At 61.3% G+C, this 22,864-nt stretch carries 21 protein-coding genes; 15 read left to right on the top strand and 6 right to left on the bottom strand.

Going from position 1 to position 22,864, the window contains the following annotated elements; genetic code table 11:
* The first annotated feature begins 4 nt into the window (after positions 1 to 4).
* Positions 5 to 445 carry a hypothetical protein gene (locus tag ACQY6C_RS06845; protein WP_427966609.1) on the top strand — a complete coding sequence of 147 codons (441 nt, stop codon included), beginning with the start codon at positions 5 to 7 and terminating at the stop codon, positions 443 to 445.
* Positions 446 to 508: 63 nt separating this feature from the next.
* Here ACQY6C_RS06845 and ACQY6C_RS06840 read toward each other — a convergent pair whose 3' ends face one another.
* The gene (locus tag ACQY6C_RS06840; RefSeq protein WP_427966607.1) at positions 509 to 874 is read right to left on the bottom strand and encodes an EF-hand domain-containing protein; all 366 of its coding nucleotides are present in this window, start codon (positions 872 to 874) and stop codon (positions 509 to 511) included.
* 206 nt (positions 875 to 1,080) lie between these two features.
* Complete coding sequence (locus ACQY6C_RS06835) at positions 1,081 to 2,262, bottom strand: acyl-CoA dehydrogenase family protein (protein ID WP_427966604.1); 1,182 nt, start codon at positions 2,260 to 2,262, stop codon at positions 1,081 to 1,083.
* Between the two features lie 315 nt (positions 2,263 to 2,577).
* On the opposite strand from ACQY6C_RS06835, the gene ACQY6C_RS06830 reads away from it, so the two are divergent.
* Positions 2,578 to 3,981, top strand: coding sequence for an aldehyde dehydrogenase (locus ACQY6C_RS06830; RefSeq protein ID WP_427966601.1), 1,404 nt, complete (start codon positions 2,578 to 2,580; stop codon positions 3,979 to 3,981).
* Between the two features lie 54 nt (positions 3,982 to 4,035).
* On the opposite strand, the gene ACQY6C_RS06825 is transcribed toward ACQY6C_RS06830, so the two are convergent.
* Together ACQY6C_RS06825 and folD are read right to left on the bottom strand one after the other, a co-directional pair.
* Entirely contained in the window at positions 4,036 to 4,392 is a 357-nt protein-coding gene (locus ACQY6C_RS06825; protein WP_427966598.1) for a dihydroneopterin aldolase, read from the bottom strand.
* Positions 4,385 to 5,260 (bottom strand): bifunctional methylenetetrahydrofolate dehydrogenase/methenyltetrahydrofolate cyclohydrolase FolD, encoded by an 876-nt coding sequence (gene folD, locus ACQY6C_RS06820; RefSeq protein WP_427966595.1) that lies wholly within the window; start codon positions 5,258 to 5,260, stop codon positions 4,385 to 4,387. The genes ACQY6C_RS06825 and folD overlap by 8 nt, the downstream gene beginning before the upstream one ends.
* A gap of 419 nt (positions 5,261 to 5,679) precedes the next feature.
* On the opposite strand from folD, the gene ACQY6C_RS06815 reads away from it, so the two are divergent.
* The 6 genes from ACQY6C_RS06815 to ACQY6C_RS06790 all read left to right on the top strand — a co-directional run bounded on the left by ACQY6C_RS06815 (position 5,680) and on the right by ACQY6C_RS06790 (position 14,648).
* The gene (locus ACQY6C_RS06815; RefSeq protein WP_427966592.1) at positions 5,680 to 8,187 is read left to right on the top strand and encodes a GcvT family protein; all 2,508 of its coding nucleotides are present in this window, start codon (positions 5,680 to 5,682) and stop codon (positions 8,185 to 8,187) included.
* Positions 8,188 to 8,193: 6 nt separating this feature from the next.
* Complete coding sequence (locus ACQY6C_RS06810; RefSeq protein ID WP_427966589.1) at positions 8,194 to 9,552, top strand: aromatic ring-hydroxylating oxygenase subunit alpha; 1,359 nt, start codon at positions 8,194 to 8,196, stop codon at positions 9,550 to 9,552.
* Positions 9,553 to 9,748: 196 nt separating this feature from the next.
* Entirely contained in the window at positions 9,749 to 11,002 is a 1,254-nt protein-coding gene (locus ACQY6C_RS06805) for a sarcosine oxidase subunit beta family protein (protein WP_427966586.1), read from the top strand.
* A 13-nt stretch (positions 11,003 to 11,015) separates the two neighbouring features.
* The gene (locus ACQY6C_RS06800) at positions 11,016 to 11,288 is read left to right on the top strand and encodes a sarcosine oxidase subunit delta (RefSeq protein ID WP_427966584.1); all 273 of its coding nucleotides are present in this window, start codon (positions 11,016 to 11,018) and stop codon (positions 11,286 to 11,288) included.
* A complete protein-coding gene (locus ACQY6C_RS06795; protein ID WP_427966581.1) occupies positions 11,285 to 14,146 on the top strand; it encodes a 2Fe-2S iron-sulfur cluster-binding protein in 2,862 nt (953 codons plus the stop codon). Before ACQY6C_RS06800 ends, ACQY6C_RS06795 begins: the two co-directional genes overlap by 4 nt.
* Positions 14,139 to 14,648, top strand: a complete 510-nt coding sequence (locus tag ACQY6C_RS06790) for a sarcosine oxidase subunit gamma (RefSeq protein ID WP_427966578.1) — start codon at positions 14,139 to 14,141, stop codon at positions 14,646 to 14,648. Before ACQY6C_RS06795 ends, ACQY6C_RS06790 begins: the two co-directional genes overlap by 8 nt.
* A 4-nt stretch (positions 14,649 to 14,652) precedes the next feature.
* On the opposite strand, the gene ACQY6C_RS06785 is transcribed toward ACQY6C_RS06790, so the two are convergent.
* On the bottom strand, positions 14,653 to 16,029 hold the full coding sequence (locus ACQY6C_RS06785) for an L-serine ammonia-lyase (RefSeq protein ID WP_427966575.1): 1,377 nt from the start codon (positions 16,027 to 16,029) through the stop codon (positions 14,653 to 14,655).
* A gap of 252 nt (positions 16,030 to 16,281) precedes the next feature.
* Here ACQY6C_RS06785 and ACQY6C_RS06780 point away from each other — a divergent pair, with 252 nt between their 5' ends.
* Positions 16,282 to 17,514, top strand: coding sequence for an MFS transporter (locus tag ACQY6C_RS06780; RefSeq protein ID WP_427966572.1), 1,233 nt, complete (start codon positions 16,282 to 16,284; stop codon positions 17,512 to 17,514).
* 3 nt (positions 17,515 to 17,517) lie between these two features.
* Here ACQY6C_RS06780 and ACQY6C_RS06775 read toward each other — a convergent pair whose 3' ends face one another.
* Positions 17,518 to 18,549 (bottom strand): GlxA family transcriptional regulator, encoded by a 1,032-nt coding sequence (locus ACQY6C_RS06775; protein ID WP_427966569.1) that lies wholly within the window; start codon positions 18,547 to 18,549, stop codon positions 17,518 to 17,520.
* Between the two features lie 190 nt (positions 18,550 to 18,739).
* Between ACQY6C_RS06775 and ACQY6C_RS06770 the strand changes: the two genes are divergently transcribed.
* The 6 genes from ACQY6C_RS06770 to ACQY6C_RS06745 are packed head-to-tail and all read left to right on the top strand — an operon-like array spanning position 18,740 to position 22,861.
* Positions 18,740 to 19,426 (top strand): corrinoid protein, encoded by a 687-nt coding sequence (locus ACQY6C_RS06770; RefSeq protein WP_427966566.1) that lies wholly within the window; start codon positions 18,740 to 18,742, stop codon positions 19,424 to 19,426.
* Positions 19,426 to 20,064 (top strand): DUF1638 domain-containing protein, encoded by a 639-nt coding sequence (locus tag ACQY6C_RS06765; protein WP_427966563.1) that lies wholly within the window; start codon positions 19,426 to 19,428, stop codon positions 20,062 to 20,064. The genes ACQY6C_RS06770 and ACQY6C_RS06765 overlap by 1 nt, the downstream gene beginning before the upstream one ends.
* A gap of 1 nt (position 20,065) precedes the next feature.
* Positions 20,066 to 20,500 carry a methylenetetrahydrofolate reductase C-terminal domain-containing protein gene (locus ACQY6C_RS06760; protein WP_427966560.1) on the top strand — a complete coding sequence of 145 codons (435 nt, stop codon included), beginning with the start codon at positions 20,066 to 20,068 and terminating at the stop codon, positions 20,498 to 20,500.
* Positions 20,493 to 21,548 (top strand): methylenetetrahydrofolate reductase, encoded by a 1,056-nt coding sequence (locus ACQY6C_RS06755; RefSeq protein ID WP_427966557.1) that lies wholly within the window; start codon positions 20,493 to 20,495, stop codon positions 21,546 to 21,548. Before ACQY6C_RS06760 ends, ACQY6C_RS06755 begins: the two co-directional genes overlap by 8 nt.
* Before the next feature lie 13 nt (positions 21,549 to 21,561).
* On the top strand, positions 21,562 to 22,470 hold the full coding sequence (locus ACQY6C_RS06750) for a dihydropteroate synthase (RefSeq protein ID WP_427966554.1): 909 nt from the start codon (positions 21,562 to 21,564) through the stop codon (positions 22,468 to 22,470).
* Positions 22,463 to 22,861, top strand: coding sequence for a GFA family protein (locus ACQY6C_RS06745; RefSeq protein WP_427966551.1), 399 nt, complete (start codon positions 22,463 to 22,465; stop codon positions 22,859 to 22,861). Before ACQY6C_RS06750 ends, ACQY6C_RS06745 begins: the two co-directional genes overlap by 8 nt.
* Positions 22,862 to 22,864: the final 3 nt, after the last annotated feature.

Genomic DNA, 22,864 nt, shown 5'->3' with positions numbered 1-22,864 from the left:
GATTGTGAGATTTCAGACCACACTTGGTACCGTTTCCATTCTTGCGGCGACACTTGCCCTGGCGGGTTGCGGCTCACCGGAGACGACCGATCAAACGACCGCAGAGGCGGTAGAGGCGGCAGAGGAAAGCGAGCCCGCCGCTGCAACTTCTGAACCCGAGCAGATGACGACTGAGGATGCTGCACCGATCAAGATGGATCCTCCGGTGAAAGCTGCAACGGCGGACCCCATTCGCGGGCCTGGCGGGTTGGAGAGCAAATGTCTCGCGCGGGTTACCGAGCAGACCGGCGGTGCCAAGACTTCGACCAACCGTATCGAGGAATCCGAAGCCGCGATCGAGATCTACGTCAATGTCGAAGGTGCCCAGGCACTCTGGAAGTGTCTTGGAAGCAGGGATGGCTCGATCACTGAGGCGTATTTTACCGGAGATGAAGGCGCGCTCTAATTCCTGCGGCCCATGCGCAGACGTTCAATTAAAGTCTGCCCTGGATCCTTGAGCCATGCCAACCTAGGGCACGATCCCTGCCGCATTCATTTCGACGGCCGTTACAATCCCGTCACGGTCGGTGTCGATCCGGTCAAAGTTGGACTGGGTGGCAATTCTGTATTCGATCAGTGTCACGATCCCGTCTTTGTCGGTGTCGAACTGACTCATTATCGGCGTGGGATCGATTGGAATTGCTTGTGGATTTGCGAGCGCTGAGAACTCCTGCGGGCTCAGCTGGCCATTCCCGTCCTGGTCCAGTTTGCCGAACACTTGCCGGTTTTGGCGCAATGCTTCTGTAGTAGCAGCTTCACGTTGAGCTGCCGCGACTTCTTCGGGCAGGATCACCCCATTGCCGTCTCGGTCAAAACGGGCAAACTCCGTATCCATTCTCTGGACAAACTCGGCGCGCGGAAGGTCTGCGACAGGAGGTGTGCCGGTGGCGCTTTGCGCGAGAGCGGATGTGCCCAAGACCCATGCGCACGACAGAAGCAAATAGTGTTGGACCCGCATGTCTCAATTCGTCCTTTCATGTGCCAGCCCGAAACTCAGGCCGAATCAGGCCTCTTCATTCATATGGCGGGCCGATCAAGAGCCTATTGTTCCTCGCTTCGCTTCACCAATTGGCGGGCGATGATGATACGCTGCATCTCGTTGGGACCTTCCGCGACGCAGGTGAGCGGGGCGTCGCGATACAGGCGCTCAACGTCATACTCCTTCGAATAGCCGTATGCGCCGTGAATACGCATTGATTCGATCGAGTTCTCCAACGCTGCCTCCGAAGCGAAGTACTTCGCCATGCCCGCTTCAAGATCGCTCCGTTCGCCACTGTCGAATTTCTCTGCGGCGTCGAGCGTCAGGAGCCGGGCCGCACGGGCGCGCGTGGCCATTTCGGCAAGCTTGAGCTGGATCGCCTGGTGCTCGGCAATCGGTTTGCCGAAAGTCTTGCGGATCTTGGCGTACTCCAGGCCGAGTTGCAGCGCCCCTTCGGCAATACCGGTGCCGCGTGCGGCGATGTTGATGCGGCCGAGCTCAAGCCCCCCCGTCGCCTGGTAGAAGCCTTGCCCCTCGATTTCGCCGATCAGCTGGTCGGCGCCAATGCGGTAATTGTCGAAAACCAGTTCGGCGGTGTCGATCGACTTGTAGCCGAGCTTTTCGAGCTTGCGGCTGACGGTAAAGCCCTCGCGCTTGTCGGCAATAAACAGGCTCATGCCCTTGTGGCGCGGTTCGGCATCGGGATCGGTCTTGACCAGCATGGCAAAGACGGAGCCGTGGATACCATTCGTAATCCAGGTCTTTGTGCCGTTGATGATATAGCCGTCGCCATCGCGGCGCGCGACCATGCGCAGGCCCTGCAGGTCCGTTCCCGCGTCGGGTTCGGTAAGCGCCAGCCCGCCGCGCAGCTCACCGCTCGCCAGAGGCGGCAGCCATTTGTCCTTCTGCCTGTCGGTGCCGAATTTCTCGATCGCCAGAGCCAGCATCAGGTGGGAGTTGAAGACGCCGGTGATGGACATCCATACTGCGGAAATCTTCATCACGATCTTGGCATAGGTTGTGGCCGGAAGCCCCAGCCCGCCATATTCCTGGCCCACCGTTGCGCCGAACAATCCCAGCTCGGCCATCTGACCGACCAGCTCGGCCGGCCATTCGTCTGCGTGATCGAAGTCTTTCACGACCGGGCGAACCTCGCGCTCGATCCACTTGTCGATCATGTCGAGCAGCGCCTGTTCGTCGGCGGGGTCGATCTTCCTCAGCGGTGCGGAATGTGCTGTCACCATTTCTCTCTTCAAACATCCTCTTGTGTTTGACGGATGTTCGTACCCGCTCGCCGAGTCAAGGCGCCCGCCTTCAAGGACCGAAGGGACCGGAATCATGGAACACTGCGATCCGACAGGGGGTGTGCGAAGGCCGGAGCCGTTACCTGGCCGAAACCTGGATGCTTGCCGAAAACTATGGACGCTTGCGCAAAACTGAGGCCCATTGAGCGCATAAATCTTCCATTGGTGTTCGATGGCGAGATCGTGCCGCAACCGGGTTGCCTGGCTCCCGGGAAGGAAATCGGGCACTCGATAGCCGAAATGGGAGAAGCCGGAATGACCGAGTTTACACGTCTCAATCCGATTACTGGCGAAGTCGCGTCGACTGCCACAGCGATGCAGCCAACGGATATTCCCGCGATTGCCGAGAGGGCGCAGGCCGGATTTGCGGAATGGTCTGTGATGGGGCCCAACGCCCGCCGTGCCGTTCTCAACAAGGCTGCCGATGCGCTGATGGCGAAGCAGGACGATTTTGTCGCAGCCATGATGGGCGAGATCGGTGCGACCGCTGGTTGGGCCATGTTCAACCTGGCTCTGGCAGCGGGAATGGTTCGCGAAGCCGCCGCGCTGACAACCCAGATCGGCGGTGAAGTCATTCCTTCCGACCATCCCGGAACGATCGCCATGGCCGTGCGTGAGCCGGTTGGCGTGCTGCTGGGCATCGCGCCGTGGAACGCGCCGATCATCCTGGGCGTGCGCGCCATCGCAGTGCCGCTCGCCTGCGGAAACAGCGTGATCCTGAAAGCCAGCGAGCAATGTCCGCGTACGCACGCGCTGATTATCGAAGCTTTTGCGGAGGCAGGTTTCCCCGATGGCGTCGTCAATGTCGTGACCAATGCGCCAGAGGATGCTGCCGAGGTGGTGGGTGCGCTGATCGACGCGCCTGAAGTGAAGCGCATCAACTTCACCGGCTCCACCGGGGTTGGCAAGATCATCGCCAAACGCGCGGCGGAGCATCTCAAGCCGGTGCTGCTCGAACTGGGCGGCAAGGCCCCGATGGTGGTACTTGAAGATGCCGATCTGGACGAAGCGGTGAAGGCCGCCGCTTTCGGTGCCTATATGAACCAGGGCCAGATCTGCATGTCGACCGAGCGGATCATCGTGGTCGATAGTGTGGCGGACGAGTTTGCGGCAAAGTTCAAGGCCAAGGTCGAAACCATGCCTGCTGGCGATCCAGTCGCCGGCAATACCCCGCTTGGTGCGGTGGTCGATGCCAAGACGGTTGCGAAGTGTCTGGCATTGGTCGACGACGCCGTGGGCAAGGGAGCCGAATTGCTGGTCGGTGGCGAGACGGTGCAGAATGTCGTCATGCCTGCGCATCTGGTCGACAGGGTGACGCCGGACATGAAGCTGTTTCGCGAAGAGAGCTTTGGTCCCGTGGTCGGCATTGCCCGTGCCCGCGACGAAGCCCATGCTATCGAGCTTGCCAACGATACCGAATACGGCCTGTCGTCAGCTGTCTTCACGCGTGACACGGCGCGCGGTCTCAAGGTCGCGCGGCAGATCCAGGCGGGTATTTGCCACGTCAACGCCAGCACCGTGTCTGACGAGCCGCAGATGCCCTTCGGCGGCATGAAAGCTTCTGGATATGGCCGGTTCGGCGGCAAGGCCGGGATCGATGCCTTTACCGAGCTGCGCTGGATCACGTTTGAAACCGAGCCGGGCCACTATCCGATCTGAGGATCGCCTGAGCTGAAGGTTGACCGAAGGACGGGCGGGAGCGATCCCGCCCGATCAAACCCGCTCGAGCCTGACCTGTGTCCCCGCCATTCCGCGAGTGATCGCGAAGGGCTTGTCGATTGAGACATCGGCAGCCCGGACTCCATCCATCGCCAGGCATTTTTCCGCCAGACGATGGGCAAAGGTCTCAATCAGCGGAATGTGCACCGCCGCAAGTTCGTCGATAGCGGCGACGATCTTGCGATAGTCTATGGTCTCACCGATCTCCGTGATTGGGCTGCTGCCCACGGCAATCTCGACCGTTACGACCAGAGGCTGACGCCTGCCGACCTCGTCGGGATTGATGCCGATATCGGCGAGCACCGGGTATTCGCGCACACGAACGGTGGTCGATGCCGTAATTTCAGCCATGGATTTGGGCTCCTGCATTGCGCGCGGCTTTGAGCGTGTTGGACAAAAGGCACGCGATGGTCATCGGGCCCACGCCGCCCGGCACCGGTGTGACGGCGCGGGCATGCTGGACTTCGTCGAATGCGACATCGCCAGTGAGTTTGTCCTTGCCGGATTCGGGGTTGAGAACGCGGGTGATGCCGACATCGATGATGACGGCCCCTTCCTTGACCCAATATCCGCGCACCAGGCGCGGCGCCCCGGCTGCGGCAATGATGATATCCGCCTGACGGGCGATGTCCGGCAGGCCGCGCGTCTCGATATGCGTGACGGTGACGGTCGCCTCACGCTCAAGCAGCAGCATGGCGATCGGCTTGCCGACAATGTTCGATTTGCCAATGACCACAGCATTCATGCCGGTCATGTCGTCGATCACCGTATCAAGCAGCTTCATCACGCCCAGGGGGGTGCATGGGACCAGGCCGCCCGTGCCGGTGGATAGCCGCCCGACGTTGACGGGATGGAAGCCATCGACATCCTTGCCCGGATCGATTGCTCCCAGGATCACGCCGGCATCGATGTGCTGCGGCAGCGGCACCTGGACCAATATGCCGTGAATGGTCGGATCGACATTGAGCCGGGCGATGAGTGTGAGCAAGGCATCTTGCGGCGTGTTCTCGGGCAAGCGGTGTTCCTGGCTGGAAATGCCGACGCGAGCACATGCCTTGATCTTGTGGGCGACATAGACCTCGCTCGCCGGATCGTTTCCGACCAGCACGACCGCCAGGCCCGGTGCCACTCCGCGCTCAGCAATCAGTGCGTCAACGCCGGCCTTGGTCTCCGTGTCAAGTTGGCGCGCCAGCGCCTTGCCATCGATCAACTCCGCCAAAATCCGTTCCTCTTCCACACTCGCGGCAAGCCAGGACGGTTGTCTTGCTTCGCGTGTTCCGGCGCGCCTGATGCCGCCGAGAGCCTGCTAATGGCAACCGGAAACAATGTCGAACTGTTTGTGTTGCATACAATCTGGTTATGACTCGCGTAGTGGTCGCCTTTGCGTCCTGTCCGGCTTTTTTTCGCCGGCGGGCAGGATGCTCTCGGTAAAGCTCTGAAATAATGTAATTAAATCTGCGATGGCAGATTGTTTTGGTGGCCAGCCCGAAAGCCCACATGAACGGCTAATCAGTATCATAAGAACGTCGAATGCAGGTTTCCTGCGTTGCGGCACCAGCGCGATGCGAGGCATATGGCGAGCTCAGGAAGCTACAGGGCGGATTGCCCAAGTTCGTCGGATGGGTTTTGCCAATGGATATGAAGACTAGCGCGCGGGTTGTCGTAATTGGCGGAGGTGTCGTGGGTGTCAGCACCCTCTACCATCTTGCCAAGCTGGGCTGGACTGACGTCGTGCTGATCGAGCGCAAGGAGCTGACCAGCGGGTCGACCTGGCATGCTGCCGGGCTTCTGCCACTGTTCAATCTCTCCTACTCGGTGGGCAAGATCCACCAGTACTCGGTCGATTTCTATCCCACGCTGGAGGAAGAGACCGAGCTGAACGTCGGCTTCTCGCGTGTTTCGAACATCCGCCTCGCACGCACGCAGGACCGGATGGACGAGTACAATTACTACGCCGGTGTTGCGCGCACGATCGGCGTGAATGTCGAATTCCTGACGCCCGATCAGGTCAGGGAAATCTGGCCGCTGTGCGAGACGGGCGACATCATCGGAGCGATTCGCCATCCCGATGACGGCTATATCCAGCCTGCCGACCTGACCCAGGCGCTGGCCAAAGGTGCGCGCCAGCGCGGTGCGAAGATCTATCGCAACACGACAGTCACCGGCATTACGCAAAAGCCGAATGGCGAGTGGGTCGTCTCGACCGACAAGGGCGACATCACTTGCGAGCATGTTGTGTCCGCCACCGGTAACTTTGCGCGGCAGACGGGCGCGATGGTCGGGCTCGACGTGCCCGTCATCCCGGTCGAGCACCAGTATATCGTGACTGACCAGCACCCCGCGATTATGGAGCGGCGCGCGCAGGGGCTGCCCGAGATGGGAGTGCTGCGCGAGTCCGACAGCTCCTGGTACATGCGCGAAGAGGCGGGCGGGTTGCTGCTTGGCCCTTACGAAGTCGGCGCGCCTGCCTGTTACGTAAAAGGCCCTGCCGCGAACAGCGAATACGAACTGTTCCCTGACGAGCTCGACCGTTTGATGCCCTATATCGAAAGCGCCATCGAACGCGTGCCTGCCTTCGGCGAAGTCGGTGTGAAGCGGGTCTATAACGGGGCGATCGCCTATACGCCTGATGGTTCACCGATCGTCGGACCGGCTTGGGACCGCAAGAATTTCTGGCTCAACGAAGGCCACAGCTTTGGCATCACCGCCGCAGGCGGCGCCGGCTGGCAATTGGCGCACTGGATTGTCGATGGCGAGCCGACCATCGACATGATGGGTGTCGATCCGCGCCGGTTCGGCGACTACGCCAGCGAAGGCTATTTGATCGAGAAGAATGAGGAAGCCTACGCCAAGGTCTTCACCATCCACTATCCGGACGAGGAGCGCGAAGCTGCGCGCGGGCTACGTCGCACGCCCTGCTATGACCGGATGAAGGATCTCGGTGCTGTCTTTGGCAGCGTGTTCGGCTGGGAGCGGCCCAATTGGTTCGCGCCGCAGGGCTATGAACTGAGCGAAGCCGATCTCGACAAGCCCGATGTGATCCTAAACGAGAACCACCCGGTCGTCGAATGTGAGCCGGTCCGCGAGAAATGGTCCTTCCGCCGTTCGAATTATTTCGAGCATGTCGGCAACGAAGTGCGCCATGTGCACGAGAAGGTCGGCATCCAGGACATGAGCCCCTTCGCCAAGTGCCGGATTTCCGGCCCCGGCGCGGAGGCATGGCTGGATGGCTTGCTGACCAATGCCGTGCCCAAGAAGATTGGTCGCGTCTCGCTCAGCTACCTGCTCACCAGCGAAGGCGGTGTGCGGGCGGAGTTCACCGTCTACAAGACAGCGCCGCAGACCTATTACCTCGTCTCTGCTGGAGGTTACGAACGGCACGATCACGATTACCTCAAGAAAGCGCTGCCGGCTGATGGATCGGTGACCTACGAGCGCCTGACGACCGCCATGGGCGTACTGGTGCTGGCGGGACCGCGTTCGCGCGACGTTCTGGCCAAGGTCACCCGCGCGGACCTGTCGAACGAGGCCTTCCCCTGGCTCACCGGTCAGAAAATCAGCATCGGCGCCGCGCCGGTCGACGCGCTGCGCGTCAACTTCATCGGCGAGCTTGGCTGGGAAATCCATCATCCGATCGAGATGCAGAACTACATCTTCGATCAATTGATGGAAGCGGGCGCGGAGTTCGACATCAAGCCGTTCGGCATCCGTGCGATGACGCTGATGGCGATGGAAAAGAGCTACAAGCTGATCCCGCGCGAGCTTTCCGTCGAGTACTCGGCACATGAAAGCGGTCTCGATCGCTTCATCTCCAAGAAAAAGGAGCATTTCCTCGGTCGTGAACGGTTGATGGAACGCAAGGAAGCGGGCCTGAAGAACCAGTTGGTGACGATGGAAGTGCTGGACGTGACCGACGCCGATGCGCGTGGTTCGGAGGCTATCTATCTTGGCGATGAGCTCGTCGGGCGCGTGACCTCGGGCGGATACGGCTGGCGGGTGGGCAAGAGCCTGGCGCTGGCCATGGTCCGCCCGGATCTCGCCGAACCGGGAACTGAGTTGGAAATTGCGATTCTGGGCGAACGGCACAAGGCTGTCATCATCCCTGACAGTCCGTTCGATCCGGAAAACGAGGCCCTGAGGAGCTGACGCGCCATGCTCAATCTCGATGCAATGGCCGCGATGTTCGCGCGCAACCGGAATGGCTACACGCTGCCGCAGGACCTCTATGTCAGCAGGGAGGCCTATGTATTCGATACGCAGGTGATGCTGAAATCGGTGTGGCTGTTCGCCTGCACGGTGGCGCATGTGAAGAATCCGGGGGACTGGTACCGGTTCGACATGGCGAACAATTCGGTAATCATCGTCCGTGGCAAGGACGAGGAGATTCGCGCGTTTTACAACACATGCACCCATCGCGGCGCCCAGCTATGCGGCGATACCCAGGGCCGCGTACCCCGCTTTACATGCCCATATCACTCTTGGGCATTCGGGTTGGACGGCAAGCTGATGGCAGCGCGAAACATGCCCGACGGGTTCGACAAGTCCGAACACGGTCTGCACCCGGTGGCGATCGAAAATGTTGCGGGCCTGCTGTTCATCTGCCTTGCGGACAATCCCCCGCCGATCGATCGTGTGCGCGAAGATGTCGGCCAGCAGGTGGGTCTGTACAATCTCGACCGGCTCAAGGTCGCCTACCAGGATGATCTGATCGAGAATGCCAACTGGAAGCTCACGATGGAAAACAATCGTGAATGCTACCATTGTGACAGCAACCATCCTGAACTGCTCAATTCGTTGAGTGGCGACGGTTTTGGCGACGGCAGCCCGGAAGACGGGCTCGGCGCCGATGTCGCGGCGTTCGTCGCGCTTTGGAAGGAGCGGGGCTTTCACCGCGATCTCATCGAGTTTCCGGATAATTGGTGGCACCGGGTTGCTCGGCTCGGCTTGGCCAAGGGTGCAGTCTCTCAAACGCTTGATGGCACGCCTGCAAGCAGCAAACTGATCTGGGATTTCGACGAGCCTGCTCCAACCAGCCTTTCTGTCTGGACCCATCCTAACAGCTGGCACCACTTCTGCTGTGACCATGCGATCACGTTCAGCGTTGTGCCCATTGCGCCGGACAAGACCCTGCTGCGCACAAGCTGGCTGGTACACGAGGATGCGATCGAGCTCGAAGACTACACGGTTGAGAACCTCACCGCGGTTTGGCGCGAGACGAACCTCCAGGACAGCCGGCTGGCCGAGATCAACCATCGGGGCATCGCCACCGATGGTTACCGCCAGGGCATGTATGCGCGCGAGGAGTATCTCGTCGAATCCTTCAAGAATTTCTACGTGGAATGCAGCCTGTCGGCGCTCAACGATCTCGTGCGCTCCGCAACCGAACCGAAAGCCGCTCCGGTCGATGCCGATCATGCAATTTCCGGGCTGCCGGACCTTGCGATTGTCGACGGAACGCCGGTTGCGGCTGGCCCGGTCGAGGGTGCGATCTGCGGGGACAGCCCGGGATGAAAGGCATGGCCCCCCATTTTCGTAGAGGTGCCCAGGCACTGACAACTGCTGGACCCGCGATGCGGAGCGCCGGTCGCAGGGCAGGGTTTGGCACTGGCGGTTGCAATGTGCGCCCGCGCGGCGCGTGCGGAGTCACAACCAGCGAAGATGGAGCGCTGATGCCTACGATCCATACCATCAACTTCGAGGGACAGGCATGACCCGGTTCAGCGCACTCACCCTATTTGCCAAGGCACTGGGCAGCCACAAGGGCTGGCCCGAGCAGTGGCCTGATGCCGCCCCCAAGGCGAACTACGATGTGATCATAGTCGGCGCGGGCGGGCACGGGCTCGGTGCGGCCTATTACCTGGCGAAGAAGCATGGCATCACCAATGTCGCGGTGATCGAAAAGGGCTGGCTGGGCGGCGGCAATACCGGCCGCAACACCACCATTATCCGCTCGAACTATCTCTATGACGAAAGCGCGCATCTTTACGATCACGCGCTCAAGTTGTGGGACGGGCTGAGCCAGGAGCTCAACTACAACACCATGTACTCCAAGCGCGGCGTTATGATGCTCGCGCACAATGTGCATGACGTGCAGAGCTTCAAGCGGCACATCCACGCCAACCGTCTCAACGGCGTCGATAATGAATGGCTGACGCCTGAAGAGGCCAAGGAATACTGCCCGCCGCTCTCGATCGATCCGGGCGCGCGCTATCCAGTGCTTGGGGCCGCATTGCAGCGGCGCGGCGGCACTGCGCGGCACGATACCGTCGCCTGGGGTTATGCCCGTGCGGCGGCTGCGCTGGGCGTCGATATCATCCAGAATTGCGCCGTCACAGGCATTCGCCGCGGCGCGGATGGCGCCATCGAAGGCGTAGAGACCGAACGCGGTTTCATCGGCGCGAAGAAAGTGGGCGTGTCGGCAGCCGGCAACAGCTCAGTCATCATGCAGATGGCTGGGCTCGAATTCCCGCTCGAAAGCTTTCCGCTGCAGGCGCTGGTGTCCGAACCGGTCAAGCCGGTCTTCCCCTGCGTCGTGATGTCGAACACCGTCCACGCCTATATGAGCCAGTCCGACAAGGGCGAGCTGGTGATCGGTGCGGGCACCGACCAGTATGTCAGCTATTCGCAGCGCGGTGCGCTTCACATAATCGAGCACAACATTGCCGCGATCTGCGAGATTTTCCCGATCTTCCGCCGGATGCGGATGCTGCGCAGTTGGGGCGGCACGGTCGACGTCACGCCCGATCGCTCCGCGATCCTTGGCAAGACGCCGGTCAAGGGTCTCTACGTCAATTGTGGCTGGGGAACGGGCGGATTCAAGGCCACGCCGGGCGCAGCCGACCTGCTCGCCTGGACTATTGCCAAGGACGAGCCGCATCCGATCAACGCACCTTTCAACCTCGATCGCTTCCGCAACGGGCGGCTGATCGACGAGGCGGCGGCGGCCGCCGTGGCGCACTGAGGAGGGTCGGGCCATGATGCTGATCCGTTGTCCCTATTGCGAGCAGGAACTCCCCGAAGTGGAATTCGCCTATGCCGGTGAAGCGCATATCGCGCGGCCAGAGGATCCCTCTGCCTTGTCGGATCAAGAGTGGGAGAAGTACCTCTTCATCCGCAACAACCCGCGCGGGCGGCACCATGAACGCTGGCGGCACAGTTTCGGCTGCGGCCGATTCTTCAACGCCGTGCGCGATACGGTGACTGACAAGTTCGAGACCACTTACAAGGCCGGGGAGCCACGCAAATGAGCGGCTGGCGGGTTGACGGTGCCGGGCGGGTCGATCGCTCGCGCCAGGTGGGCTTCACCTGGGACGGAGGCGCGCGACAGGGTTTCGCCGGCGATACGCTGGCGAGTGCGCTGCTGGCCGATGGTGAAGTGCTGTTCGGGCGCAGCTTCAAGTATCACCGGCCGCGCGGATTGCTTGCCGCAGGTTCGGAAGAGCCGAACGCGCTGGTTTCGGTCACGCGCGGGCCGGGGCGTTTCACACCCAATCTGCGCGCCACCAATGTCGAGCTTTATGATGGATTGAGTGCGACCAGCCAGAACCGCTGGCCCTCGCTCAAGACCGATTTCGGTTCGATCAACGACCGGCTGGGGCGGTTCTTCCCGGCGGGCTTCTACAACAAGACTTTCATGTGGCCGCGCAGTTTCTGGGAGAAGCTGTACGAGCCGACCATTCGTAGCATGGCAGGCCTGGGCGACGCTCCCGAGCTACCTGATCCCGATCATTACACCGCTGCCTATGCGCATTGCGAAGTGCTGGTGGTCGGTGCCGGCCCGGCGGGTATCGAGGCCGCGCTCGCTGCGGCCGGAAGAGGTGGGCGAGTGATCCTGGTTGACGAGCAGGATGAGCTGGGCGGCGGTGCACTGGCCGATCCGTCCCAGTGGCCCTGGTTTGAGGAGAGCGTCGCTCGGCTCGAAGCTGCAGACAATGTCCGCCTGCTCACGCGCACGACCGCGATGGGATATTACCACGACAATTTCATTGGTGCGGTCGAGCGGATCACCGATCACCTTGCGGAGACCGGCAACGGTCCGCGCGAGAAGATGTGGCGCATCCGTGCGGGCGAGGTGGTGCTGGCGCAAGGCGCGATCGAACGCCCGCTGGTGTTCGAAGGCAATGATGTCCCAGGTGTCATGCTCGCCTCTGCCGCGCGCACCTATCTCCATCGCTACGGCGTGGCGGTGGGTCGCAATATCGCGCTGATGGCCGCGCATGACAGCGGCTGGCACGATGCCTTCGCGCTGCACGACGCGGGCGCGCGCGTGGCTGCCATCGTCGATTATCGCAGCGAGGTTTCGGCTGAGCTCATCGAAGGTGCCGGACATCGCGGAATCCGGGTCGAGCTGGACGCGAGCGTGATCGAAGTTGCCGGGAGGCATGCCGTATCGGGTGTCAAGATCGGTGGCTATGACGGCACGCCGCGCGGCTCGGTCAATTGCGATGCCCTACTGATGGCGGGCGGCTGGACCCCGAGCATCCACCTGTGGTCGCATTCCAAGGGATCGATCGCCTGGAACGAACGCTGGGGCGCCTATCTGCCCGACAGGCCGAACGAAAATGTGCGCTGCGTGGGAGCATGCGCGGGCGATTGGGATTTCGGCAACGGCGTGATCATCGACCGGTTACCGACCCCCAAGGACCCGGCGACGATCAAGGCCTTTGTCGATTTCCAGAACGACGTGACGGCGAAGGATATCGATCTGGCCGTGCGCGAAGGCTTCAAATCGATCGAGCACATCAAGCGCTACACCACCACCGGTATGGCGACCGACCAGGGAAAGACCAGCAACCTCAACGGCTTGCAACTTGCATCCAACGCGCTCAGCCGACCGGTGCAGCAGATCGGCCTCACCACCTTCCGCCCGCCCTATACGCCGCAGACTTTCGGTGCGATGTCCGGGCACGCGAAGGATGCGCTGTTCCAGCCGACCCGCAAGACCAATATCGATGGCTGGGCCGAAGAAAATGGCGCGGTTTTCGAACCGGTCGCCCAGTGGCGGCGTGCTCGCTATTTCCCGCAGGGCCGTGAGGACATGCATGCAGCCGTCAACCGCGAGTGCCTGGCCGTGCGCAATGCCGTGGGCATTTTCGATGCGTCGACGCTAGGCAAGATCGAGGTCGTCGGCCCCGATGCAGCCGAGTTCCTCAATCGCATGTACACCAACCCGTGGAAGATGCTGCAGCCCGGTCGCTGCCGTTATGGTCTGCTGCTGCGGGAAGACGGCTTCATCACCGATGATGGCGTCTCCGCCCGCTTGGCGGATGACCGCTTCCATCTCACGACGACAACCGGCGGTGCGCCGCGCGTGCTGAACATGATGGAGGATTATCTCCAGACCGAATGGCCCGATCTCGATGTCTGGCTGACCAGCACGACAGAACAATGGGCGGTGATTGCCTTGCAAGGACCCAGGGCGCGCGATGTGATCGCTCCCTTCGTGGAAGGGATCGACCTTTCGCCCGACGCCTTCCCGCACATGGCGGTGCGCGAAGGCTCGATCTGCGGCGTGCCGACCCGGCTGTTCCGCGTCAGCTTCACTGGAGAGCTCGGCTTTGAAGTCAACGTGCCTGCCGCCTACGGCCGTATGGTGTGGGAGGCGCTGTTTGAAGCGGGGCAACAGTTCGGCATTACGCCTTACGGCACAGAAACAATGCACGTCCTGCGAGCCGAAAAAGGCTTCATCATCGTCGGTCAGGATACCGACGGCACGGTGACGCCCTATGACGCTGGTATCGAATGGGCGATCGGCAAGAAGAAACTCGATTTCGTTGGCAAGCGTTCGCTTTCGCGACCGGACATCGTGGCGGACGGGCGCAAGCAGCTCGTCGGCCTGTTGACCGAGGACCCGAACGAAGTTCTGGAGGAAGGCGCGCAGATCGTCGCCGATCCCAACCAGCCCAAGCCGATGACAATGTTAGGCCATGTCACCTCATCCTATTGGAGCGCGGCTCTGGGTCGCTCGATCGCTCTGGCGCTGGTTGCAGGCGGGCATGGCCGCAAGGGTGACGTGCTCCATATCCCGATGGAGGACAAGGTGATCCGCGCCAAGGTGGGCGACATGGTGTTCTACGATCCTGAAGGGGAGCGGCTCAATGGTTGACGCGCTTGTCCGCAATGAACCGGTGCCGACCGTGCCCGCGCATTTCGACGCGGCAACTGTCTCGCTTGAGCCGCCTTTGGCGCGATATTCGCTGCGCGCCCGCGATGCAGGGCAGCTCGATGCTCTCTTGCCCGGCACCTTGCCTCGCCGGATCGGTACTATGGCCGATGGCGTATTGTGCATCGGCCCTGACGAATGGCTGTGGCGCGCGCCCGCTGGCACCGCCATGCCCGATGCATCGGGCCAGCCGGTGAGCATTGCCGATGTGTCGGAACGTCAGATCGCGATTGCGGTGGAAGGTCCGCGCGCTGTTGAGGTTGTTCAATCGGGCAATCCGCTCGACCTGGCGAATTTCCCGGTTGGCAGCGGCAAGCGCACGATCTTCGAGGGTGTCGAGATTCTGTTGATCCGCGAAAGCGAAACCCGCTTCGTGATCGAGGTGTGGCGCAGCTTTGCCGAATTCACCTGGGGCGTTCTGGTGAAGGCCGCGAGCGAGCTTTAGTTCCTCAGCATTCCACCACGTTTACTGCGAGGCCGCCCTTCGAGGTTTCCTTGTACTTGTCGCGCATGTCGCGTCCGGTCTGCCACATCGTTGCGATCACCTTGTCCAGGCTGACCATATGGCTGCCGTCACCCATAAGTGCCAGCCGACTGGCGTCTATCGCTTTGACCGCTCCCATGGCGTTGCGCTCGATACAGGGAATCTGCACCAGCCCGCCGATCGGATCGCAGGTAAGGCCCAGATTGTGCTCCATGCCCACTTCCGCAGCGTTCTCGACTTGCCAATGATTGCCGCCCAGCGCTGCCGTAAGCCCCGCCGCCGCCATCGAACAGGCGACGCCAACTTCGCCCTGGCAGCCGACCTCGGCTCCTGAGATCGAGGCATTGCGCTTGTAGAGCGCGCCGATTGCAGCCGCGGTCAGCAGGAAGGTGCGCTTGCCTTCGGGGGTGCCGCGGTAGCAGCGCTCGTAATAGCGTAGTACCGCCGGGATGATTCCCGCCGCACCATTGGTTGGAGCCGTGACAACGCGACCACCCGCGGCGTTTTCTTCGTTCACCGCCATCGCCCAGAGATTGATCCAGTCAAGCGTGCCGAGCGGCTCGCTTAGCGAGGCTTCCTGGCGCTGGCGCAGTTCGCTGGCAATGCAGGGCGCGCGGCGCTTGACGTTCAGCCCGCCGGGCAGCACGCCGGTTTCGCGGCAACCCCGATCGATACAGGCCATCATGGTCCCGGCGATTGCGTCTATTCCGGCTTCGACATCCTCGCGCGGTTGGTGGGCACATTCGTTTCGCATCATCAGCTCGGCAATCGAAACACCCTCGGCTTCGCACATTTCGAGCAGTTCCGCACCCGATGCGAAATCATGCGGAATGTCGCTTTCCATGGGAGAGCGGGAATTGATTCCGGCTTCATCCTCATCCACCACGAATCCGCCGCCGATCGAATAATAGAGCCGCCGGGCCAGGCTTTCACCAGCGCCGTCGAATGCTTCAAAGCCCATCGCGTTGGAATGGAATGGCTTGCGTTCGCGCATCCGGAATTTGAGATCCTTCTCCGGATTGAATGCGATTGTCTCGCGTCCGAACAGCGCGATCTCGCATTTTGAGCGGACCTCGCCGATAATGGCTTCGACTGCATCGGGGTCGACGCTGGCGGGCTCCTCACCCGCGAGGCCCAGGATCAGCGCGGTGTCTACCGCGTGCCCCTTGCCGGTCAGCGCGAGTGAGCCGTAGAGGTCGACCTGCACCCGCGCGACGCGCCCAAGCAATTCATTATCAGATAGAAACTCACCAAAGCGCCGCGCAGCCACCATCGGCCCAACCGTGTGGGAGCTCGAGGGACCAATTCCGATCTTGAACAATTCGAACAGGCTGACGCTCATGTGCCAGAGGCTCCTCGCATAGGGGCAAGCCGCCAAATTGCCTTGCGCGCGATGCCGCGTCGAGCGGCTTCTTCAGTTTTGCGCCCGCAATCAGCGGTTCTTATCCGGGGTTCAAGCGGCGCTAATGCCCCTGTTGCTCCGCTTGTCCAAGGTCTTGCAGCGGACTCGCGCTCTGCAGAAGTTCAAAATTCTCCACTGCATTCCGCAAATCGCCGGGCTGACGCGCCTTTCGCGAATCGCTAATCCCCGCCCATGCGCCGCATTCTCGTCTCTCTGGGGCCACTCCTCATTTCCGTCGGCATATTGCTGGCAGGCGGTGGACTGCAGAATACGCTCGTTTCGGTGCGGGCAAACCTTGAAGGCTTCGCGCTCGGGGCGATCGGCGTGGTCATGGCGGGCTATTACGCCGGTTTCGTGGTTGGATGCCTGCTGGCGGCGAACATGGTGCGCCGGGTCGGACACATAAGGGTATTCGCGGCACTCGCCGCACTGGCTGCGGCGGCGAGCCTGATCTACGCAATTCAGCCGGGCACCGTGCTGTGGTTCGCGCTACGCTTCGTGATCGGCTTCTGCTTCGCCGGCCTCTACACAATCATCGAGAGCTGGATCAACGAACGCTCTACCAATGCCAATCGCGGTCAGGTTCTCTCGATCTACCGCATGGTGGATTTCGGTTCGGTGACAATCGGGCAATATCTGCTGCTGCTGGCCGACCCGGGCGGCTACATGCTGTTTTCACTCGTTGCCATCCTGATCGCCCTGTCGATCGTCCCGGTGGCACTCACGCCGATCGAGCATCCGTCGCCACCGCAAAAGGCGGAACTTGACCTTCGCACCCTATGGACCGTCTCGCCGCTAGCCGTCGCGGCTTCGCTTTCGGTCGGGCTGACCAATGCCGCCTTCTGGTCGATCGGCCCCGTCTTTGTGCAGGGGATGGGCTATGGCGCGCCGATGGTTGCAAGCTTCATGAGTGCTGCGATCATCGCAGGCGCGCTGACGCAATGGCCGATCGGATACCTTTCCGACCTGATCGACCGGCGCAAGGTGCTCGTCTTTGCTTCGGCAGGCGCGGCAATGGCGGGGGCGTTCCTGACGCTTGTCGGCGATTATTCGCTTCTGATGCTGCTCGCAGGCGCGGCCGGATACGGCGTGTTCGGCATGGCGATATTCGGATTGAGTGCCGCGCATGCTGCCGACCATGCCGACCCGGAGGACTTTGTCATGGTCAGCGGCGGATTGCTGCTAATTTACGGCATCGGATCGGTTGTGGGTCCGCTTGTGGCGCCAGTTGCGATGGGTGCCTTCGGGCCGCTGGCACTGTTTGGATATACTGCCGCGATCCATACCCTGCTTTTTGCATTCGGGCTCGCGCGGATGGCGGCCAGCAAGCCGGTTCCGACCGAACAACAGGAAGATTTCGTTCCGATACCGGCCTCGACGCCAGCCGTGTTCGAGATCGACGAACGCGCATACGAAGAGGATTGAAGCCTACCCTTCGGATTCGTTTCGAGCCAGTTCCTCGGATGGCGGATCCTTCGAGATGCCGGAAGGCTCAGACTTGCCTGTCCGCTCCGATCTGGGCGTGTGATTGAAGGCTTGCCGATAGGCCTTGTTGAAATGGGCAGCCGAAGAAAACCCCGTCGCCAGAGCGATCTGTACGATCGACAGTGCGGTATGCTGCAACAGATGCCGGGCCCGTGCCAGCCGCAAGTCGAGGTAATACCGCTTGGGCGTGCGCGCGAAATGGAACTGGAACAGCCTTTCCATCTGCCGCGCTGAAAGGTGCGCCATCGCTGCGATCATGTCGAGCGAGCGCGGTGTTTCTATCGTTTCTTCCATGATTGCCAGCGCCTGGAGCAGTTTTGGATGACGCACGCCGGTTCGCTCGATCAGCGATAGTCGCTGCGGCTCATGCGCTTCGCGCGCCATATGGTGGATCATCTGTTCGGCGACCTTGGCGGCCAGTTCGCGCCCAAAGTCCCGGCCGATCAGGTGGATCATCAGGTCGAGCGGTGCGATGCCACCCGAACATGTGAAGCGGTCCCGGTCGACTTCATAAAGCCGGCCGGTGATCTCAAGATGCGGAAAGTTTTCGGCAAAACTGATCAGGTCTTCCCAATGGATCGTGCAGCGATATCCGTCCAAAAGCCCCGCTTTCGCGAGTGCAACACTGCCAGTGCATACACCGCCGACGATCGGAGTAGTGCGCGCCAGGGGCCTCAATTTGGCCGCCAATTCCCTGTTGCAATGCGTCGCCGTGTTCAGGCCAGCGCATACCACAAGCATGTCGCAAGGCTGGCTATTGTCGAGCATGCCGCCCACGGAAACCGTCACGCCATTGCTGGCGGTAACCGGCTCTCCATCGGTGCTCACCAGCTTCCAATCGTAGAGTTCACCGTCATACATGCGATTTGCCGCCCGCAACGGCTCAAGCGCGGCTGAAAACGCCATCATCGAAAATTCGGGCAAGAGCAGAAATACAATTCGGTTGGGCCGAATTTGGTCTGTTAAATCAGCCATTTATTGTCTCCCCGCGCCAACCCGATGGCGCGCATGAGTCGCACTGCTTCGAGAGCCGTGCGAATGGCGGATTTATACCATTTCTCGTCGGATTGCGAAAAGACAGAATCGCCCTCCGGTCGCAATTTGGCAGCTTCATACGACCATTCCTGCCCGACGGCGGCAGAAGCGTGTGGGGGAGATTTGGCCGATGAGTGACGAAGAAGACATCATCCTGCGCGATCTGAATGACGAAGATCTCGTCGAGCAGATGAAGGACGACCTTTACGATGGCCTCGCAAATGAGGTGCATGAAGGCACGCAAATCCTGCTCGAGCGCGGCTGGGACGCAAATGAGGTCCTGAGTGATGCCCTGGTCGAAGGTATGCGCATCGTCGGAGTCGATTTCCGCGACGGCATCCTGTTCGTGCCCGAAGTGCTCCAATGTGCCGCGGCGATGAAATCCGGCATGGAGCTCCTGCGACCGATCCTCTCGGCCAGCGAAAGCAAGGCCAGCCTGGGCAAATATGTCATCGGTACCGTCAAGGGCGACATTCACGATATCGGCAAGAACCTTGTCAGCATGATGCTCGAAGGTGCCGGCTTCGAAGTCATCGATCTGGGCATCAACAACCCGATCGAAAACTATCTCGCCGCAATCGACGAGCACCAGCCCGCCATCCTCGGCATGTCGGCGCTGCTCACCACCACCATGCCCTATATGGGCGTGGTGATCGAAGAGCTCGACAAGCGCGGTATCATGAAGGAACTGCCCGTGATGGTTGGCGGCGCGCCGCTCAACCAGGAATTCGCCGATGCGATCGGCGCAACCCAATACGGGCGCGATGCGGCGATGAGCTCGGAACTTGCCCGTGCCCTCGTTGGGCGGAACCACTGATGGCACTGGCGGCGGGCCGCGCTCTGGAAACAGGTGCTGGCGTGCGGCCAAACCTGATTCTTGCCTGCGGCGCGCTGGCCAAAGAGGTGATTGCGCTGCGCGATCAATTGGGCAGCGGCGCCGAGTTGCTCAAACTGCAGTGTCTGCCTGCCGAACTGCATAATCGCCCGGCGGAAATTGCGCCGCGCGTGGATGCCTATCTGACCGAGCACCGGGGTGAATACGACCGCGTGCTGGTCGGCTATGGCGATTGCGGCACTTGCGGCGCGCTCGACAAGGTGCTGGAGAAGCATGACGCGCAGCGCCTTCCGCATGCACATTGCTATGAATTCTTTGCCACTTCGCGCCTGTTCAGCGACATAACCGAAGCCGAGATCGGCAGCTTCTTCGTGACCGATTATCTGGTCAAGCATTTCGACCGGCTGGTGATCGAGGGGCTTGGTCTCGACCGGCTGCCGCATTTGCGCGACATCTATTTCGGCAATTATCGCGATCTCGTCTATCTTGCGCAGACCGACGCGCCGCTGCTGCAGATCAAGGCACGCGATGCGGCCGAAAAACTCAAGCTCAACTATGTCTATCGCTCGGTTGGCTATGGCGACCTCGCCGAAGCGGTAGCGGATGTGGCGCTTGTATAGCGTGCGCCTGTGGTCCGTGCGCCATTCGCGCGGGATGGAGCGGCTCTATTCCCTGGCCAAGCCGCTGACTCTCGGCCTGTTGCGTGGCACGAGCAAACTGTTCGGTACCAGGCTGGACCGTCCGATTACCGCATTTGAACGCCACGCCAAGGGCTTCTTCTTCGACTGCAAGATGTGCGGCAACTGTGTGCTTTCGAGCACTGGCATGTCTTGCCCGATGAATTGCCCGAAAACGATCCGCAACGGTCCTTGTGGCGGCGTGCGCGAAAACGGCATGTGCGAGGTAAAGCCCAATATGCGCTGCGTTTGGCACGCGGCATGGGATGGGGCGAGCCGAATGCGCGACGGTGCCGCAGCCATTCGCGAAGTCCAGTTCGCCGTCGACCAGCGCGACAAGGGCACCTCATCATGGCTCAAGCTGGCGCGCAATGACTGAACAATTCGATTTTGACGAATTTGGCGCCAACCCGGGCGATCCGCTGCCGATGCGCGAAGGCCATTCGTCGCACGGCCGCTTCGAGCGCGTGTTGCGCACGGGGCACTTCGCGATCACGACCGAAATTGCGCCGCCCGATAGCGCCGACCCGGACGAAGTGCTGCGGCGCGCTTCATTGTTCGACGGCTATGTCGATGCGATCAACGCCACTGACGGCTCGGGCGCCAATTGCCACATGTCGAGCCTGGGCGTGTGTGCTCTGCTAACCCGCGTGGGCTATTCGCCGATCATCCAGATTTCCTGCCGCGACCGCAATCGCATTGCGATCCAGGGCGATGTGCTGGGCGCGGCCGCACTGGGCGTATGCTCGGTCCTCTGCCTTTCGGGCGACGACGTGAGCGTAGGCGATCATCCTGAAGCGAAGCCGGTCTTCGATCTCGATTCGGTCTCTCTGCTGCAAACTCTTAAGACGCTGCGCGACGACAGCCGCTTCCTCTCGGGGCGGGCGCTCGATGAAGCTCCGCGCATGTTCCTCGGTGCGTCGATCAATCCCTTCGCTCCGCCGATCGCCAATCGCGTCGACCAGTTTGCCAAGAAGATCGCTGGCGGTGCGCAGTTCGTGCAGTCGCAATATTGCTTCGACATCGAAATGGCACGCGACTTCATGGCGCGGTCGCGTGACATGGGCCTGACTGAGCAGTGCCATGTGCTGATGGGTGTGGGCGTGCTGGCCAGTGCAAAGACCGCAATGTGGCTGCGCTCCGCCATTCCAGGCGTGCACATTCCCGATGGGATCGTGCGGCGGCTCGAACAGGCGGAGAAACCGCGCGAAGAAGGCCGCACAATTGCGGTCGAACTGATGCAGCAACTTGCCGAGATCGAAGGCATCAGCGGCATCCATTTGATGGCTTACCGGCAGGAGCAGTTCGTGGGCGAAATCGTCACGCGATCTGGCGTTCTGGGCGACCGCAAACCGTGGTCGCTCAAACGTGCCGAAGATGCGCTCCATTCAAATATCGAACACCAGTTCCAGGCGGCTCAGGCATAAGGATGAAAGCCGAATGACACGCACAGTATTGAGTTCTGCGACCAAGGAAATCGCGATCGGGTTCGACCAGCCCTTCGTGATGATCGGAGAGCGGATCAATCCCACCGGACGCAAGCTGCTGGCCGCCGAGATGAAAGAAGGCGACTATTCGCGCGTCCAGGCCGACGCACTGGCGCAAGTTGCCGCAGGCGCGCAGATGCTGGACGTCAATGCCGGTATTCCGCTGGCCGATGAGCCCAGGATCCTGGCCGAGGTGGTGCAGCTGGTCCAGTCTATCACAGACGTACCGTTGGCAATCGACTCCTCGATCATCGAAGCGCTCGAAGCGGGCCTGTCAGTCTATCAGGGCCGCGCACTGGTCAATTCCACCACCGCTGAAGACGAGGTGATGGAGCGTGTGCTGCCGCTGGTGAAAAAATATGACGCGGCGGTGGTCGCCATATCGAATGACGAAACAGGCATTTCCGAAGATCCTGACGAACGGTTCGAGATCGCCAAGCTGATCGTCGAGCGCGCACAGGATCACGGGATCAAGCCGCAAGACGTTGTAGTGGACCCTCTGGTGATGCCGATCGGCGCGATCAACAAGGCCGGCAAGGACGTTTTCCACCTGATCCGCCGCTTGCGCGAAGAGCTCAAGGTCAACACGACCTGTGGCGCCTCCAACATCGGTTTCGGCCTGCCAAATCGCCATGCGATCAACAACTCCTTCCTCCCCATGCTGCAATGCGCGGGGATGACCAGCGCAATCGTCAATCCGCTGCATGATGGGCTCGTCCCGGCGATCAAGGCAGCCGACGTGCTGAACGGTGTCGATCCCAATTGCGCCAACTGGATCCGCACCTATCGCGAGCCGCCGGCGGAAGGCGAGGGCGGCGAAGGACGCGGTGGCCGCCGCGGCAGCCGTCGCCGTCGTGGCTGATAGCCATACAGGGCAGTGCCTTTGCGGCGCGGTCACTTTCCGCGCCCAAGGCCTGCGCGACATCTGGTTTTGCCATTGCCGCCAGTGCCGCAAGGTCACCGGCAATTTCCTTGCCGCCTGCAGGACGGAGAAGGACCGCGTCGATTCCGACGGCGAACTGCAATGGTCGCCGCATTCGGGCACGTCCGAGCTGGGCCGCTGCGCCGCATGCGGTAGCCCAATGCTCTGGCGCCAGCCGAACTCTTCGACTGTAAGCGTGATTGCTGGCAGTCTCGACGATACGCATGGGCTCGCGCCTCGCGGGCATATCTTCACCGCTGAGAAGGGTGAATACTACACGATCAGTGACGGTCTGCCGCAGTGGGCGGCCCATCCAAAGGGAGGGTGCTGACGC

Origin of the sequence: Altererythrobacter sp. (assembly GCF_050299635.1) — a bacterium.
In the GTDB taxonomy this organism is placed as follows: Bacteria; Pseudomonadota; Alphaproteobacteria; order Sphingomonadales; family Sphingomonadaceae; genus Erythrobacter.
Note: the sequence above shows the minus strand (reverse complement) of the source record. Positions and strands in the feature narration are given on the sequence as shown.

Bases quoted from the DNA above. Each gene is read 5' to 3' on its own strand.
- ACQY6C_RS06830 (WP_427966601.1), top strand. From the start codon at position 2,578: ATGACCGAGTTTACACGTCTCAATCCGATTACTGGCGAAGTCGCGTCG.
- ACQY6C_RS06790 (WP_427966578.1), top strand. From the start codon at position 14,139: ATGGTTGACGCGCTTGTCCGCAATGAACCGGTGCCGACCGTGCCCGCG.
- ACQY6C_RS06780 (WP_427966572.1), top strand. From the start codon at position 16,282: ATGCGCCGCATTCTCGTCTCTCTGGGGCCACTCCTCATTTCCGTCGGC.
- ACQY6C_RS06825 (WP_427966598.1), bottom strand. From the start codon at position 4,392: ATGGCTGAAATTACGGCATCGACCACCGTTCGTGTGCGCGAATACCCG.
- ACQY6C_RS06805 (WP_427966586.1), top strand. From the start codon at position 9,749: ATGACCCGGTTCAGCGCACTCACCCTATTTGCCAAGGCACTGGGCAGC.
- ACQY6C_RS06800 (WP_427966584.1), top strand. From the start codon at position 11,016: ATGATGCTGATCCGTTGTCCCTATTGCGAGCAGGAACTCCCCGAAGTG.
- ACQY6C_RS06750 (WP_427966554.1), top strand. From the start codon at position 21,562: ATGACACGCACAGTATTGAGTTCTGCGACCAAGGAAATCGCGATCGGG.
- ACQY6C_RS06810 (WP_427966589.1), top strand. From the start codon at position 8,194: ATGCTCAATCTCGATGCAATGGCCGCGATGTTCGCGCGCAACCGGAAT.
- ACQY6C_RS06770 (WP_427966566.1), top strand. From the start codon at position 18,740: ATGAGTGACGAAGAAGACATCATCCTGCGCGATCTGAATGACGAAGAT.
- ACQY6C_RS06835 (WP_427966604.1), bottom strand. From the start codon at position 2,262: ATGGTGACAGCACATTCCGCACCGCTGAGGAAGATCGACCCCGCCGAC.
- ACQY6C_RS06765 (WP_427966563.1), top strand. From the start codon at position 19,426: ATGGCACTGGCGGCGGGCCGCGCTCTGGAAACAGGTGCTGGCGTGCGG.
- ACQY6C_RS06840 (WP_427966607.1), bottom strand. From the start codon at position 874: ATGGATACGGAGTTTGCCCGTTTTGACCGAGACGGCAATGGGGTGATC.
- ACQY6C_RS06775 (WP_427966569.1), bottom strand. From the start codon at position 18,549: ATGGCTGATTTAACAGACCAAATTCGGCCCAACCGAATTGTATTTCTG.
- ACQY6C_RS06815 (WP_427966592.1), top strand. From the start codon at position 5,680: ATGAAGACTAGCGCGCGGGTTGTCGTAATTGGCGGAGGTGTCGTGGGT.
- ACQY6C_RS06785 (WP_427966575.1), bottom strand. From the start codon at position 16,029: ATGAGCGTCAGCCTGTTCGAATTGTTCAAGATCGGAATTGGTCCCTCG.
- ACQY6C_RS06755 (WP_427966557.1), top strand. From the start codon at position 20,493: ATGACTGAACAATTCGATTTTGACGAATTTGGCGCCAACCCGGGCGAT.
- ACQY6C_RS06795 (WP_427966581.1), top strand. From the start codon at position 11,285: ATGAGCGGCTGGCGGGTTGACGGTGCCGGGCGGGTCGATCGCTCGCGC.